The organism is Pseudoalteromonas sp. NZS71_1, from assembly GCF_015864305.1.
Taxonomy (GTDB): Bacteria; Pseudomonadota; Gammaproteobacteria; order Enterobacterales; family Alteromonadaceae; genus Pseudoalteromonas; species Pseudoalteromonas arctica.
This window is the reverse complement of record NZ_JADYXM010000002.1, coordinates 512,611-526,832: the sequence shown is the minus strand read 5'-3', so window position 1 is coordinate 526,832 and position 14,222 is coordinate 512,611. Positions and strand designations below refer to the sequence as shown.

The window sequence follows — 14,222 nt, the reverse complement described above, 5'->3', positions numbered from 1 at the left end:
AAACCTCTTTGTGAGCAAATTACTTAAAAACTTATTGCACAAAGAGAAGTAAAAGAGGAGTAAATGAGAAGACATAAAACAATAGTAATTATGTATTTTTACTTCTCTAAAGCGCAGCGCCCTCTAAACCTCTTTGTGAACAAATCACTTAAGATTTTATTGCATATAGAAATTACGAGCTTTGCTCGTCACGCCAGCAAGCACTGCATCTACAAGTAAATTTAACCACGGCTTAAATTTACCCCTCTTGGCGCACTATATTCTCAAGGGCGCGAATATTAGTAATTAAGTCTTGGCGTTGTGGGTTAGCTTGTAATGCTTTTCTAAGATGCTTTAGCGCGCTCGAGTAGTCTTTAGAATCAATCGCTATTTGCGATAATCCAAGCCACGCCGATAGTTGGTAATCAGGTAGGGCTTGTGCACGAACGTACATAAGTTTTGCTTGGGTAAGTTGGCTTTTACTGCGATATATACTCGCTAAACTAAGTAGGGCATCACCTAAATTCGGGTTTATTTTAAGTGCGTTATTTAAGCTTTTAAGAGCGCGCGTAGTATTACCTTGCTGCATAGCAAGTTGTGCACTGTATACAGAAAATTGAGCTTGTTCATCACGGGGTAGTTGCTTAGTTAATCTTTTTGCGCTGCCTATTAGATCTTTAGCTAAATTCCATTTTTGCTCCGATACAAGCCAGCCTAAAGTTTGCATCGTGGTATTAATAACCTCAATTTGCTGTTTTTTATTTGCGTGTGTTAAACCTTGCTTTAATAAACTAACAGCGCGTTCAGTGCTGCCTTCACTTAAATGCAACTGGGCAGCTAAAAGCTGGTTGCTGGTATCTTTAGGATTGAGTTTTAAGGCCACTTCAATAGCAGCAAGCGCTTGCTTTTTGTGATCAAGCTGTAATGCTATTTGTGCACGTTGTAGCCAAAGTTCAGCTTTATCAGGGCTTTTATTAAGTAATTCTTTTAATAATGCATTTGCCTGACTTAAATCACCCGATTCAATTAACGCAAACAATAGCCCTTGTTGATATTGGCTTGTTTCTGGCGCTAGCATAAGCGCTTGGCGGTACGCCGCTACTGCGCTCCAAGGTTGGCTATGCTGCACGTGTATATAAGCAAGTTGCGCATAACTTTGTGCATCAGCTTGGCCAAGTTCAATACTGTGAACTAGGTGTGTTTGCGCCTTGTCATACTTTGCTTGTTGCATGTATAAAAGGCTCAAACCTTGATGTGCTTTTACTAAATCAGGTGAAGCTTTTAAACACGCTAGGTAAGCTAGTTCAGCGTTATTAAAGTCTTTTGTTGAAAGCAGTACTTGTGCACGTAATAAGTTTAAAGCAGTGCTATCTTGGCTTATATCACGGCCTTTAAATAGCGCAGCGACTTCACTATAATTACCGGCTTGTAATAGTGGTTGCACTTGGCGAGCAAAACCGCGCTCGGTCGGCTCAATAAGGACCTCTGTAGGGCCTAATAATTTATTATTTATAGCTAACTGCCATGTTGGATCGCTAGGCGATAAAGTTACTTTTAGTGGCGCACTTTTTAATGGTGTACTCACGGCGCTTGCATGCACGCTACTTACACCTAATAAAGGGAGTGAGCACATTAAAGTAGTGATAACTGCGCGAGTTAATGGTTTTAGCGTTTTAATTACGTTCATGTTTTTCATTTTAATAGGCTTAAGGTTTAAATTCGATTGGCCAAATAAAGCGAGCGCGTACGGTTTCACCTTCTTTTTTAGGTGCACTAAAGCGGCTTTGTTTAATAATTTTGTCGATAGCTGGTTTAAGTTCAGGGTATGGATTTTGTACTACCTCAATTAAACTTAACTTACCACTTTCATCAATAAATACATCGAGTTTTACAGTAAATACATCAACACCTCGACGGGTTAAGCTTTTTGGTAAAACGGCCTTAACAGGAGTAAGCAAAGTTGGGAGACCATCGAGTTGATTTAAGCTAAATGCATCCCAATTTACACTCATTGATTGCCATTGTGGCGCGTTTACTTTTACGTTGGGTGTATCGGGTTTTACAATGCTTAAATTGCTGGTGATCTTAATTTTTACGGCTTGAATAGACGCGCCTGCACCTTCTACCGCTAAGCTCTGCATTGGCTCACTTGTTTGCTGTTGCGATATTGATGGTGGAGGAGGTGGTGGCAGTGCCACCATAGCAATCTCACGTACAACGACTTTGTCTTTTATATGATGCTCTGCAAGTTGCCCAAGCCATAAAAGCAGTAATGCAGCGCTAAGTACAATTAAGCTAAGGCCAAATGCAAAAAGTGGATGGCGATTGTTTTTTGTTTTTTGAAGCGGGTTAATCGTGTGCATATTATTGCTTGGTCGCTAAGTTAACTTGCGCCGCGCCTGCCAGCTTTGCTTCGTCAATTACTTGAACAAGTAACTCAGTAGGTACTGTTTTATCAGCTTGAATAACCACAGGGCGTTGTTGCTGTTTTAACATTTGCTCGACACTACTACGCACGCCAGCAACACCAATTTGGCTACCATCAAAAAATACTTGTTGAGAGTCGGTTATTGCTAAAAAGATGACTTGTTGCTCAAGACGACTGGCCGATACGGCTTGTGGTTTATCAACTTCAACGCCGCTTTCGCGTACAAATACGGTTGTAACAATAAAAAATATTAGCAATATAAATACCACATCAAGTAGTGGCGACATATCGATATGTTGCCCCGCTTCTTGCTCTAGCTTGTGCTTTAAACGTGATTGCATAGTGTTACCCTAACTGCTTACTTAACGTATGTAATTTAGGGTTACGCTGCGAATACGCTAAATACGCTTGCATTAACCACGCAGGAATAGCGCACACAAGGCCCAATTGAGTTGTTAGTAATGCATCACCAATGGCGTCACTCATTAGCTCGTTATGGCCCAGCGCCATTACTTTAAATGTATCAAGCAAACCAACAATGGTGCCTAATAAACCAAGTAGCGGAAGCGCTGCTGTTAAAATAGAGCTAACCTCTTGCCAGTAACCTTTGCGCTGCGCTTGGTATTGTTTAAGGTGTAGTAAGTCATGAAAAATCAGCTGGTATACAAATAAAGCGAGTAAAAGAATACACCAGCAAATAGGGTTACTAATGATTTTTTCAAACATTGGTTTCTCCTTTTTCTAGTTGACTAAGCTGTAATGCAAAGCCTTCTAGTTGGCTGTAATACGCCTTAGCTTTACGCGATAGCAGTGCATTTAATACCAGAGCAGGTATGGCCACGACTAAACCCAGTTCGGTTGTTATAAGGGCTTGTGCAATACCGCCCGATACAACTTCTGGGTCGCCTGAGCCAAACAAGGTCATCATTTTAAATGTTTCGATCATGCCGCTAACAGTACCTAACAAGCCAAGTAGTGGAGCTACTGCCGCCGTAACGGCAATAGCGCCAATAAAGTTATCGAGTTTATGCTTATCGTGAATTAACTGGTTAAATAATTGATCGTCTCTAACTTGGCCTTTTTCGCTTTGCAGCGTTAAGTTAAATAACTGCTGCTGCATGCCTGCAAATTCACTGCTATTTTCAGCTTTAAAAAATTGCTGTAATTGCATTTGAGAGTGCATTTTAATTTTACTTAAACGCAGTAATTGCGCGGCTTTTAATAGCGCAATGGTTAGTGCAAAGCAGGCAAACAAAATAATAGGGATAGCCCATAAGCCGCCTTTTTCTAAGTGTTCAAGCGGACTTTCTTGTTGAGCTTGGCTCGTGACTAAGTGCGTTAAACTAGGATCAAAAGTAAGTAATGTTGAGCCTGAACCGTTTTGATTTAAAGTATTATCGAGTGGGTTATCGTCACTTGTTGATTGTACTAACGCTACTTTTAATGCACTAGATTCATCATCCAAATTTAATAAGCCCATAAGTTTAGGTGTTTGCGTACTAAACCATGCAACAGGCCCTACTTGAAGAGTACTAGCTTGGCTTAATTCGCCATTACTGAGCACAATCGATTGCTTATTAAAGTGTGGGTAAAGTGCCTGTTCTTGATTATTAATTTGCGATATAACGCGGTTTAATAACTCGTTTTGATTATTAGTCGACTCGTTACTGCTAGCACTATTGCTGGTATTTTGGCGCACAAAACGGCTAAGTAAGTTTAATTGATATTGCTGCTGCTGTTGCCAAGTGTCTAATCGGGTTTGTAACTGATCAAGGCTTAACGTATTTTCGTCAGCTAGACGGCGATTAACGGCTGCTTGCGCGCGCAATTTACTGAGCGATTGCTGCTTGGTATAAATTTGCTTTGCAAGGGTAGCTTGCTCTTTTGAAATACTATTTTGAGTTTTATTTAGAGTACGTTGCGCTGTTTTAATATCACTTAAAATACTTTGTTTAGCATCATCACTGCTAGCTGCAAAAGAAATATTTGCACTAAAAAGTAACACTGTGGCGCTAAATGCTGCAATTATGCTGTTAGTAGCCATTATTTAGCCCCTTGCTGGTTTTTATTTACATAACTTAATATTGGGAGTGTTACCCAATCAGCAGCGCGCTTTTTTTGCTGTACAGCAATACCCAGTGCAACTTGCTCAGCATTAATACTTGGGTCAAATTCCCACTGCCAACCTAAGTCACTTGGAAAACCAATACCTACGTAACTTAAATCTTCACTTACAAACCATGCTTGAGCTGCACCTAAGTAAAGCTGCTTTACCCACACTTCTTGCCCGTCAGGGTGTTTAATAGCCATTTCGTGAATTGAAATACGTTGTTGAAAATCATTAAGTAGGGTCAGCATTTTTAGCGCTGTTTGTAATTTGTCAGTTGTACTGAGTTGTGAGTCGCTTAAATCACCGGCGTTTTTCCAACTACTTAAAAGTGGCGGGGGTAATTGCACTTGTAATGAAAGTAATTGCTGAGAAATACGTGCTAGTTGATCATTTAATTGCTGTTGATCATTTTCAAGTTCTGATTGCTTAGTAACAAGTTGTTCACGTTTTTGGGCAAGCTCACTGGTGCTTTTTTTTCTACGCTGATTAAGCTCGCTAAGTTGCTGCTGCTCAGCATTTAGAAGCGTTAAGGTTTGCTCCATGCTGCTTTTTTGTTCAAGCCAATGAGTATTTAATTCTGTGTTTTGATTTTCTATTTGTAGCCATTTATTAACGAGTTGTTCTAGCTCACTAACAGTGTCGGCTTTTACTGCCATGGTGCCACAAAGCGCGATAACTACGCTAATTGGTTTAATTAAGCTTCGCATTACTTAACAACAATCCTGAAAGTTACGACAAGCAATTACAGGGACGTAATTACTGTTAATTTTTGAGTGTGTATACAATATAGGAATTCACATGACAATGCAATTGATAACAGTTATCGTTTACATTGCGTTGTTGTGGTGGTAGGATTTCGCCGAAATTAAATATGTACCTTAAATTAACAATAGTTAAGTGCTTAATAAAAACTACGGAGTAACCATGAGTAAGCCATCGAATAAAGGGAATGCCTACATAAAGCCAATTGCAGCGGTTGTTACGGCAACGCTTTCAACTTGGGCAAGTGCACAGGATGTCCAAGAACTATCGGTAACTAAAGCAGAAACTAAAACTGAGTCTAGCTATGTTGTTGAAAAATCAACGTCGCATAAATACACTCAACCGCTACTCGATACAGCTAAAACTGTAACGGTAATTAATCAAGCGGTAATGAAAGATAGAAACGTAGATAGCTTGCGTGATGCTTTGCGTAACGTTTCAGGTATTTCTTTAGCAGCAGGTGAGGGTGGTTCACCTACTGGCGATAGCATGTCGATTCGTGGTTTTAGTGCTACAAATGATATTTTTGTAGATGGTATTCGTGATGTTGCAGGTTATACACGTGATATTTACAACATTGAAGCCGTTGAAGTTGCAAAAGGCCCAGGCTCAGCAGTTTCTGGTCGTGGCGCAACAGGTGGTAGTGTTAATTTAGAAAGTAAAAAGGCGAAGTTAGACAGCTTTAACGACGTTTCGCTACGTTTAGGCACAGAAAACGATTACCGTGGTCGTTTTGATACTAACATTCAGGTAAACGACACAAGCGCACTACGTATAAACCTTCTTACTGATAAAGGTGATGTTGCAGGTCGTGATCATGTTGAAAACGAAACAAATGCTGTTGCGTTTGCATTTGCAACAGGGCTTGGTACAAACAGCCGTTTTGATTTAAACCTAGAGTATCAACGCCAAGACAATTTACCAGATTACGGTATTCCTTGGGTTTACAGCGATACGCCTGTAGCTGAACTTGCAGATAGCGCGCGCTCACCTTCTCCTGTCGATTTTGATAACTTTTACGGTAATATTTATCGTGATTACGAAGATATTGAAGCTTACTCAACAACAGCTCGTTATGAATATGATTTTTCTCAAAATACTACGTTACGTGTGCAAGGTCGTTTAGGTAAAGTTAAGCGTGAGTCAGTAACAACTGCACCGCGTTATTTCTCGGTTACAACAGACACTGATATTACCTTTGCAGATGAAAAAACACGTGATACAGAAAATTCACTTGCTGCACTTCAAGTTGATTTAATTGGTAACTATGAGTTTGCAGGCTTTACTCACGATGTTGTAGTGGGTGTTGAACTTGCAAATGAAACGTTTACACGCCATAACTTTGTTGCAACTACACCTGATAACCTAATTGAAGATGGAATACGCAACGACTTATACAATCCTGATGCAACAATTGCATTTACGGGTGTGTATGGCCGTGACGGTACAAGCATTGAAGCTAAAGCTAAAAACCAAGCTATTTATGCATTTGATACAGTGACACTTAACAAGCAGTGGGAAGTTACAGGCGGAATTCGCTTTGATAGCTTCACTACGGATTATCACAACGATTACAATGACCCAAGCGCTTTGATTTCTACAAGTGACGACTTATTTAGCTGGAATGCAGCTGTAGTTTATAAACCTACAGAAAACGGCAGTGTATATTTAGGCGCAGGTAATTCATTTAACCCATCGGCTGAAAGCCTAACGGTATCTACGCGTTCAAATGCAGCTGATTTAGACGCAGAAGAAAGCCGCAGTTATGAATTAGGAACTAAATGGAGCCTAATGGATGGTCGCCTGCAAACTAATGCTGCACTTTTCCGTACTGAGAAAACCAATGCCCGTACTGATGACCCATTTGCAGATAGCTCAAGTGACGAAATACTCGGTGGTGAACAGCGCGTACAAGGTTTAGAGCTTTCAGCAACTGGGCTAATTACTAAAGAGTGGACTGTAATTGCTTCATACACTTACCAAGATAGCGAAGTAACTGAAGCATTAGGCGACGACGCAACTCAAATTGGTAACGAGCTTGCTCGTACGCCTAAAAATAGCGCAAGTGTTTGGACTACGTACGATATGTCGGATAAATTATCGTTTGGTTTAGGTGCGCAATATGTAGGTGAGCGTTATAACGGGACTACGTCAACACGCTCTCGTGCGCCAGGTTATACTATTTTTGACCTGATGGTTGCGTATGACATATCAAAAGATTTGAGCCTGCAGTTTAATGGTGAAAACCTAGGTGATAAAGATTACGTTGATCAGTTAGGTGGTGGACACTTTGTACCAGGTGATGGTCGTAAGTTTAGCTTAACAGCGAGCTACTCTTTCTAAGAGTAAAATAAGTACGGCATAAAAGGGCAGAGTTAACTCTGCCCTTAATTATTTGATGAAAATGTGAGAGGGCGCACATGCTAGTTAAAATTCCAGAGCTATTAACGAAAGAAGAAGTGGCGTATTGCCATGAGGTTTTGCTTAAAGCCCAGTGGGCCGATGGCAGTATTACCGCAGGTCATCAATCAACCAAAGCAAAAAATAACTTACAGCTACCTGAAAATAGCCCTGAATGCCAAGAGCTTGGCGACATTATTATGGCAGCACTTGCGCGTAGTAATTTGTTTATGTCGGCAGCACTTCCTGCAAAAATTTTTCCTCCGCTTTTTAACTGTTATCAAGGTGGGCAATCGTTTGGTGTTCATGTAGATAACGCGATTAGACAGGTGCCGGGTACGCCAGTAAAAATTCGTACAGATGTATCAATGACGTTATTTATTAATGACCCCGAAGACTATGAGGGCGGTGAACTTGTTATTGAGGACACTTATGGCTCACATAGCGTAAAGCTGCCAGCAGGTAGTATGGTGTTGTACCCTTCAACGAGTTTACATCGTGTAATGCCAGTAACGAGTGGGCGTAGATTAGCCTCATTCTTTTGGTTACAGAGCATGATTAACAGCGACGAAAAACGTGGTTTACTCTTTGATTTAGATATGTCGATTCAAAGTTTGCGCAGCAAAGTAGAAGATAGCCCAGAGATTATTCAGTTGACGGGGGTTTATCATAACTTGCTAAGACAGTGGGCGCAGACATAACGAAGATACTCGTTATTAAATATTGGATATAAGTAATTAAAAGCTGCGCTTTTCGCGTGAGCAAGCTCTACGCCTACAGCCAAAACTTAACGCTGTGCTGAAATTACTTGTAGACGCGCAGCTTGCTGGCGAGACGCGCGAAGCTCGTAATTTCTATGCTTTGGTCTCTTCTCATTTGCTCCTCTTTTACTTCTCTTTGTGCAATAAGGTTTTAATTGATTTATTCACAAAGAGGCTAAGAGGGCGCTGCGCTTTAGAGAAGTAAAAATAGATAATTACTATGTTTTATGTTTTCTCATTTACTCCTCTTTTGCTTCTCTTTGTGCAATAAGATTTTAAGTGATTTATTCACAAAGAGGCCAAGAGGTCGCTGCGCTTTGAGAAGCCAAAAGTAGGTAACAAGCAGTTTTAATAATTAAAAGCTGCGCTTTTCGCGTGAGCAAGCTTCACGCCTACAGTCAAAATTTAACGCTGTGGTTAAATTACTTGTAGACGCCCAGCTTGCTGGCGTGACGAGCAAAGCTCGTAATTTCTATATGCAATAAGATCTTAAGTGATTTGTTCACAAAGAGGTTTAGAGGGCGCTGCGCTTTAGAGAAGTAAAAATACATAATTACTATGTTTTCTGACTTGCCATTTTTACTTAACCCTTATAACCGTTAGGGTTATTTGACTGCCAACGCCATGTATCTTGCATCATTTCATCAATACCGCGCACTGCTTCCCAGCCAAGTTCATTAAGTGCTTTTTCTGGCGCTGCATAACATGCTGCAATATCACCAGGGCGACGAGGTGAAACCTGATAAGGTACAGCCTGATCGCTTGCTTTAATAAATGCATTAACCATTTGTAGTACAGAGTAACCGTTACCAGTACCTAGGTTATAAACTAATGCACCCGTACTGCTGGCAATTTTATCAAGCGCTTTTAAGTGGCCAATAGCTAAATCTACAACGTGTATATAGTCGCGTACACCTGTGCCATCAACTGTGTCGTAGTCATCACCAAATACAGCGAGCTGCTTTAATTTACCTACCGCTACTTGTGCGATAAACGGTAAAAGGTTATTTGGAATACCATTAGGATCTTCACCAATTAAGCCCGACTCATGTGCACCCACTGGGTTAAAGTAACGCAAAATAGCAAACGCAAAGCGCTCATCTGATTTGGCGATATCTTGTAGCATCATCTCAACCATCAGCTTAGATGTGCCGTACGGGTTAGTAGTACCGCCTACAGGAAAGTCTTCTTTAATTGGTAAGCTTGCAGGGTCGCCGTATACTGTGGCTGACGAGCTAAATACTAATTTAAATACACCAGCATCGCGCATTGCATCAACAAGCGTAAGCGTACCTTGTACATTGTTTTGATAGTACTCAATGGGCTTTGCAACCGACTCGCCTACTGATTTTAAGCCCGCAAAATGTATAACACTATCAACCGTGTGTTTTGCAAATACTGAATCTAAAAAGAATTTATCGAGAATATCGCCTTGGTAAAAAGTGGCCTCTTTGCCTGTAATATTCTTTACGCGCGCAAGTGATTCTTGTGATGAGTTACTTAAATTATCAATAACAACAACATCGTTACCTTGCTGTAAAAGTTCTAAAACAGTGTGCGAGCCAATATAGCCAGCGCCACCGGTTACTAAAATAGTCATGAAAGCTCCGTGGGTACCTTTTATCAATTGAGTTAATTTCACCATAAATAGAGGTGATTTACATGCTTTATCTGTAATTTCTATAGTTTAAATAACATCTTTTTTTAATAACGGTAAATTAAGTACTTTTGATTACATTTTACTCAGTACAAGTAACACTTTATACGTAAGATTAAGTTATAGTTAATAAACAAGTGCTAAAATGAGCCTAGTAATAGCTAATGCTAGGTTTACTCCAATCTACACTTTTGTGATTGGTCTACCTCTTTGGAGAAAGATATGAATTTAGTTAAAAAAATAGCAACAACAATGTGTATCGCATTACCTGCGCTTGCCCATGCTGGTGAGTCTGTTGTTAAATGGCATGACTTTAATGATTATCGTGATGTGCGAGCGTCAAACCAAACAAAGAGCTCATATCACAAAAGTGTGGCAGCAAGTTTCGAAAAGCATATGGCTAAACTAGCCGAGCAATTGCCAAAAGACTATAAATTAAACGTAGAGTTTACAGATTTAGATTTAGCAGGTGATGTGCGTTATGGTGGTATGGACGAAATTCGTGTAGTAAAACCAATTTATTTTCCACGCATTAAGCTAAATTATTCGTTAACCGATAACGACGGTACAGTGCTAAGTAAAGATACTGATGTGGAGCTTAAAGATATGGGCTTTATGGATAAAATTAAAATGGGCCGCGACGAATCATTTTATTACGAAAAACGCTTACTAACAGAGTGGTTTGGTGAACAAATATTACCAAGTTTAGATTAACTGAAAATAAAAATGCCGCTAAATAGCGGCATTTTTATTTTTAAGCTTTACTTAAAAGTAGCTAACAACGTGAGTATTTGTTGTAACTTAATAACGGTTGTTTTCAGTTTTTCTTCTTCAAAACCATCGTTAGATAAGCTTTCAACATCAGCGGCTACGTCGAGTACGTAAGGCTTAAAACGTTTAGCTTCAAAGCTAAAGCCTGAATCGGCAGTAAATAAGGCTTTAAACTTACCGTGACCTTGCTGTTGAAGCTCGTCGAGTTTTTTGTCAGCATCAAGTGCCTGACGGTAAACAATTTTTAAGTTGGCATTGAGTTGTTCAATAATAGAATCCATGGTTTTCCTAAAGCTTTGCACTGCATTGCCGACATAATACTTGGATTACATTTAAAAGTCAGGTTTGTTATATGAATATATCAGGCACAAGTTTACCCGCTGTTTCTGGCTCAGGCCAAGGCAGTGAGCTTTACAGCGCTGCTTTATCTAAAAAGCAGCAGTTAGCAGATGGCGCGGCGGCTCTTGCACTTATTGAAGGTGCTGCACAATCGTCAAGTGCGCAAACACCGGCTAAATCGGTAACTGCATCATTGGGTAACAACGTAAATATATACGTTTAAATTAGCTTAAGATCGATAGGTGTTTTGCTTTTTTGACCACCGATTTCTCTTACTAATTTAGGCACTAAAAATCCAGGCAGAGCTTTTAATAGCTCTGCCATTATTTCAATTGCTTGCGCTTCATTAATATCAAAGTGGCTCGCCCCTTCAACTTTATCTAGCAAATACAAATAATACGGCAATACGTCTGCGTCAAATAACGCTTCGCTTAAATTTATTTGCGCATCAACCGTATCGTTCACATCTTTTAAAATTACAGCTTGGTTTAGAAGCGTTACGTTTGCTTGTTTAAGCTTTTGCATAGCAGCTTTAAAATCAGCGTCTATTTCGTTGGCGTGGTTTATGTGATTAATAAAAATAATTTTTAATGGCGATTTTGCTAATCGTTCACATAACTCATCGGTAACTCGCGCCGGTATAACTACTGGCAAACGGCTATGAATTCGCATTCGTTTTATTTGTGGTAATTGCTCAAGCTCATCCAAAAACCAGCTTATTGCATCGTCTTTGGCCATCAGTGGATCGCCACCACTTAAAATCACTTCGTTTATATTGCTATCTGATTTTATATAGCTCAGTGTTTCAAGCAGACTTTTTTTATTGAGTTGGTTTTCTTGATACGGGAAATGCCTTCTAAAGCAATAACGACAATTTACAGCACAGCCGGTTTTAAACATCACCAAAACACGCGATTTGTACTTATGTAAAAGGCCTGGTTGGTCGTTATCTTGCTCAAGTAGGGGATCTTTATTAAAGCCCGATTTAGTCAAAAATTCTTGATGGCGTGGCATAACTTGTAGCAATAGAGGATCGTTTGGATCGCCTTTGCGTATTTTTTTTATAAAAGGGATAGGCACGCGTACCGGAAATAAACTACGGGCTTTTAGGTCGTTTTCATGGACTTGGCTCGATAAACCGACCATTTCAAGCAAGGTTTTTGGGCAGGTAACTACATTTGCTAATTCTTTTTGCCAGTTTTTATGCAAATTTGCTTCATTTCTTTGTATCATTGGCATGTAGATTACTCGAAAAAATATAAATAGAGGAAACGATGGCGAATTATAGCACCAACGAGTTCAAGGGCGGCCTAAAAATTATGATGGACGGCGAGCCTTGCAGTATCTTAGAAAATGAAATGGTAAAACCTGGTAAAGGCCAGGCGTTTAACCGTGTTCGTATCCGTAAACTTATCTCTGGTAAGGTGCTTGAAAAAACCTTTAAATCGGGTGAATCAGTTGAAGGTGCTGATGTAATGGATACTGATTTAGCGTATCTATACACAGACGGCGAATTTTGGCATTTTATGAACAACGAAACATTTGAGCAAATTGCTGCTGACGAAAAAGCACTAGGCGATTCAGTAAAATGGTTAGTTGAAAATGATTTATGCACAATTACATTATGGAACGGCAGCCCTATTGCTGTTACACCACCTAACTTTGTTGAGCTTGAGATCACTGAAACAGATCCAGGCCTTAAAGGCGATACAGCGGGTACTGGTGGTAAACCAGCAACGCTTAGCACAGGCGCTGTGGTACGAGTTCCATTATTCGTACAAATTGGCGAAGTAATTAAAGTAGACACTCGTAACGGTGAATACGTAAGCCGTGTTAAGTAAGCTTTAACATTGTTTATAAAATCCCAGCTTACGCTGGGATTTTTTTTGGAGAAAATATGTCAGCAGATCTTTGGGCCCCAAGCGCAAGCATTGAAACACTAAAACAACGCGCATCGATATTACGTAGCATCCGTGAATTTTTTTATGTACGTGATGTTTTAGAAGTAGAAACGCCAAGCTTAAGTGCTGCCAGTGTAACCGATGTGCACTTAGCTAGTTTTAATACCAAATTTGTAGGTCCAGGGCATGCTGGTGGGCTTCCTCTGTTTTTACAAACATCTCCAGAGTTTGCCATGAAACGCTTGTTAGCAGCAGGCTCAGGCGCTATTTTTCAGCTTTGTAAAGCATTTAGAAATGAAGAAGCGGGTAGCCATCATAATCCTGAATTTACTATGCTGGAATGGTATCGCCCAGGCTTTGATGAATTTACACTTATGGATGAAATGGATGAGTTAATGCAACTTGTTTTAGGTGTCGAGCCTGCAACTAGACTTACCTATCAGCAAGCGTTTGAACAAGCACTCGGCCTCGATCCTTTAACAGCAAGCATAGAGCAATTAAAGCAACTAGCGTGTAAGCAGGGGTTTGCTGATATAGCCCAAAATGAAACGCATAAAGATACCTTACTGCAATTATTATTTTGTATGAAAGTGGAGCCAACAATAGGACAAGAAAAACCGTGTTTTGTTTATCATTTTCCAGCTTCTCAAGCGGCCCTTGCACAAATTTGTGAACATGATGCACGCGTAGCAGGGCGCTTTGAGCTTTATTACAAAAATATGGAATTGGCTAACGGCTTTAACGAATTAACAAATGCTAGTGAGCAAGCTAAACGATTTAACGAAGATAACGCATACCGCGCTAATAACGGTTTAAAACAAGTACCAATGGATACGCGCTTAATTAAAGCGCTGGAGCATGGATTACCACAATGCGCAGGGGTTGCTTTGGGGATTGATAGGTTGGTAATGCTCGCAACAAATAAAGAAAAAATTAAAGACGTAATAGCGTTTGATGTGCAAAGAGCGTAATGCNAATAGCGTTTGATGTGCAAAGAGCGTAATGCTTAGCTTGTAGGCGTAGGTGGAATATTTGTAGGTGCGAATTTATTTCGCGCTCATGTAATTTAACTTTATAAAAAAGCGAGGTATAAAACCTCACCTACAAATAAACA

The 14,222-nt window shown here is 40.0% G+C and carries 15 protein-coding genes; 6 read left to right on the top strand and 9 right to left on the bottom strand.

The features are described 5' to 3' along the window. Positions 1-238: 238 nt before the first annotated feature. The 6 genes from I6F43_RS05335 to I6F43_RS05310 are packed head-to-tail and all read right to left on the bottom strand — an operon-like array spanning position 239 to position 5,224. Positions 239-1,666, bottom strand: coding sequence for a tetratricopeptide repeat protein (locus tag I6F43_RS05335; protein WP_197101342.1), 1,428 nt, complete (start codon positions 1,664-1,666; stop codon positions 239-241). 19 nt (positions 1,667-1,685) lie between these two features. Next, positions 1,686-2,342 (bottom strand): energy transducer TonB, encoded by a 657-nt coding sequence (locus I6F43_RS05330; RefSeq protein WP_197101334.1) that lies wholly within the window; start codon positions 2,340-2,342, stop codon positions 1,686-1,688. Position 2,343: 1 nt separating this feature from the next. Further along, the gene (locus I6F43_RS05325; RefSeq protein WP_010555259.1) at positions 2,344-2,748 is read right to left on the bottom strand and encodes an ExbD/TolR family protein; all 405 of its coding nucleotides are present in this window, start codon (positions 2,746-2,748) and stop codon (positions 2,344-2,346) included. A 4-nt stretch (positions 2,749-2,752) separates the two neighbouring features. Next, positions 2,753-3,133 carry a MotA/TolQ/ExbB proton channel family protein gene (locus I6F43_RS05320; protein WP_197101332.1) on the bottom strand — a complete coding sequence of 127 codons (381 nt, stop codon included), beginning with the start codon at positions 3,131-3,133 and terminating at the stop codon, positions 2,753-2,755. Beyond that, a complete protein-coding gene (locus tag I6F43_RS05315; protein WP_197101330.1) occupies positions 3,126-4,451 on the bottom strand; it encodes a MotA/TolQ/ExbB proton channel family protein in 1,326 nt (441 codons plus the stop codon). Before I6F43_RS05315 ends, I6F43_RS05320 begins: the two co-directional genes overlap by 8 nt. Beyond that, positions 4,451-5,224 (bottom strand): DUF3450 family protein, encoded by a 774-nt coding sequence (locus I6F43_RS05310; protein WP_197101328.1) that lies wholly within the window; start codon positions 5,222-5,224, stop codon positions 4,451-4,453. The genes I6F43_RS05315 and I6F43_RS05310 overlap by 1 nt, the downstream gene beginning before the upstream one ends. 217 nt (positions 5,225-5,441) lie before the next feature. On the opposite strand from I6F43_RS05310, the gene I6F43_RS05305 reads away from it, so the two are divergent. Then, positions 5,442-7,622: a TonB-dependent receptor gene (locus tag I6F43_RS05305; RefSeq protein ID WP_197101326.1), complete on the top strand. Its 2,181-nt coding sequence runs from the start codon at positions 5,442-5,444 to the stop codon at positions 7,620-7,622. Positions 7,623-7,699: 77 nt separating this feature from the next. Then, the gene (locus I6F43_RS05300) at positions 7,700-8,380 is read left to right on the top strand and encodes a Fe2+-dependent dioxygenase (RefSeq protein WP_165729231.1); all 681 of its coding nucleotides are present in this window, start codon (positions 7,700-7,702) and stop codon (positions 8,378-8,380) included. Between the two features lie 643 nt (positions 8,381-9,023). On the opposite strand, the gene galE is transcribed toward I6F43_RS05300, so the two are convergent. After that, entirely contained in the window at positions 9,024-10,040 is a 1,017-nt protein-coding gene (gene galE, locus I6F43_RS05295; RefSeq protein ID WP_007585049.1) for a UDP-glucose 4-epimerase GalE, read from the bottom strand. 279 nt (positions 10,041-10,319) lie between these two features. Between galE and I6F43_RS05290 the strand changes: the two genes are divergently transcribed. Beyond that, positions 10,320-10,811, top strand: a complete 492-nt coding sequence (locus I6F43_RS05290; protein ID WP_010555263.1) for a DUF3016 domain-containing protein — start codon at positions 10,320-10,322, stop codon at positions 10,809-10,811. Positions 10,812-10,858: 47 nt separating this feature from the next. On the opposite strand, the gene I6F43_RS05285 is transcribed toward I6F43_RS05290, so the two are convergent. Beyond that, positions 10,859-11,149 carry a hypothetical protein gene (locus I6F43_RS05285; RefSeq protein ID WP_007585044.1) on the bottom strand — a complete coding sequence of 97 codons (291 nt, stop codon included), beginning with the start codon at positions 11,147-11,149 and terminating at the stop codon, positions 10,859-10,861. Between the two features lie 71 nt (positions 11,150-11,220). Here I6F43_RS05285 and I6F43_RS05280 point away from each other — a divergent pair, with 71 nt between their 5' ends. Then, complete coding sequence (locus I6F43_RS05280; RefSeq protein ID WP_002960797.1) at positions 11,221-11,430, top strand: hypothetical protein; 210 nt, start codon at positions 11,221-11,223, stop codon at positions 11,428-11,430. Here the strand turns inward: I6F43_RS05280 and epmB are convergent. Further along, complete coding sequence (gene epmB / locus I6F43_RS05275) at positions 11,427-12,440, bottom strand: EF-P beta-lysylation protein EpmB (RefSeq protein WP_101216916.1); 1,014 nt, start codon at positions 12,438-12,440, stop codon at positions 11,427-11,429. The genes I6F43_RS05280 and epmB overlap by 4 nt on opposite strands. A gap of 41 nt (positions 12,441-12,481) precedes the next feature. Here epmB and efp point away from each other — a divergent pair, with 41 nt between their 5' ends. Together efp and epmA are read left to right on the top strand one after the other, a co-directional pair. Next, positions 12,482-13,048: an elongation factor P gene (gene efp / locus I6F43_RS05270; RefSeq protein WP_010555265.1), complete on the top strand. Its 567-nt coding sequence runs from the start codon at positions 12,482-12,484 to the stop codon at positions 13,046-13,048. Positions 13,049-13,104: 56 nt separating this feature from the next. Beyond that, on the top strand, positions 13,105-14,079 hold the full coding sequence (epmA, locus tag I6F43_RS05265; protein ID WP_197101324.1) for an elongation factor P--(R)-beta-lysine ligase: 975 nt from the start codon (positions 13,105-13,107) through the stop codon (positions 14,077-14,079). Positions 14,080-14,222: the final 143 nt, after the last annotated feature.

Bases quoted from the DNA above. Each gene is read 5' to 3' on its own strand.
- I6F43_RS05335 (WP_197101342.1), bottom strand. From the start codon at position 1,666: ATGAACGTAATTAAAACGCTAAAACCATTAACTCGCGCAGTTATCACT.
- I6F43_RS05330 (WP_197101334.1), bottom strand. From the start codon at position 2,342: ATGCACACGATTAACCCGCTTCAAAAAACAAAAAACAATCGCCATCCA.
- I6F43_RS05325 (WP_010555259.1), bottom strand. From the start codon at position 2,748: ATGCAATCACGTTTAAAGCACAAGCTAGAGCAAGAAGCGGGGCAACAT.
- I6F43_RS05320 (WP_197101332.1), bottom strand. From the start codon at position 3,133: ATGTTTGAAAAAATCATTAGTAACCCTATTTGCTGGTGTATTCTTTTA.
- I6F43_RS05315 (WP_197101330.1), bottom strand. From the start codon at position 4,451: ATGGCTACTAACAGCATAATTGCAGCATTTAGCGCCACAGTGTTACTT.
- I6F43_RS05310 (WP_197101328.1), bottom strand. From the start codon at position 5,224: ATGCGAAGCTTAATTAAACCAATTAGCGTAGTTATCGCGCTTTGTGGC.
- I6F43_RS05305 (WP_197101326.1), top strand. From the start codon at position 5,442: ATGAGTAAGCCATCGAATAAAGGGAATGCCTACATAAAGCCAATTGCA.
- I6F43_RS05300 (WP_165729231.1), top strand. From the start codon at position 7,700: ATGCTAGTTAAAATTCCAGAGCTATTAACGAAAGAAGAAGTGGCGTAT.
- galE (WP_007585049.1), bottom strand. From the start codon at position 10,040: ATGACTATTTTAGTAACCGGTGGCGCTGGCTATATTGGCTCGCACACT.
- I6F43_RS05290 (WP_010555263.1), top strand. From the start codon at position 10,320: ATGAATTTAGTTAAAAAAATAGCAACAACAATGTGTATCGCATTACCT.
- I6F43_RS05285 (WP_007585044.1), bottom strand. From the start codon at position 11,149: ATGGATTCTATTATTGAACAACTCAATGCCAACTTAAAAATTGTTTAC.
- I6F43_RS05280 (WP_002960797.1), top strand. From the start codon at position 11,221: ATGAATATATCAGGCACAAGTTTACCCGCTGTTTCTGGCTCAGGCCAA.
- epmB (WP_101216916.1), bottom strand. From the start codon at position 12,440: ATGATACAAAGAAATGAAGCAAATTTGCATAAAAACTGGCAAAAAGAA.
- efp (WP_010555265.1), top strand. From the start codon at position 12,482: ATGGCGAATTATAGCACCAACGAGTTCAAGGGCGGCCTAAAAATTATG.
- epmA (WP_197101324.1), top strand. From the start codon at position 13,105: ATGTCAGCAGATCTTTGGGCCCCAAGCGCAAGCATTGAAACACTAAAA.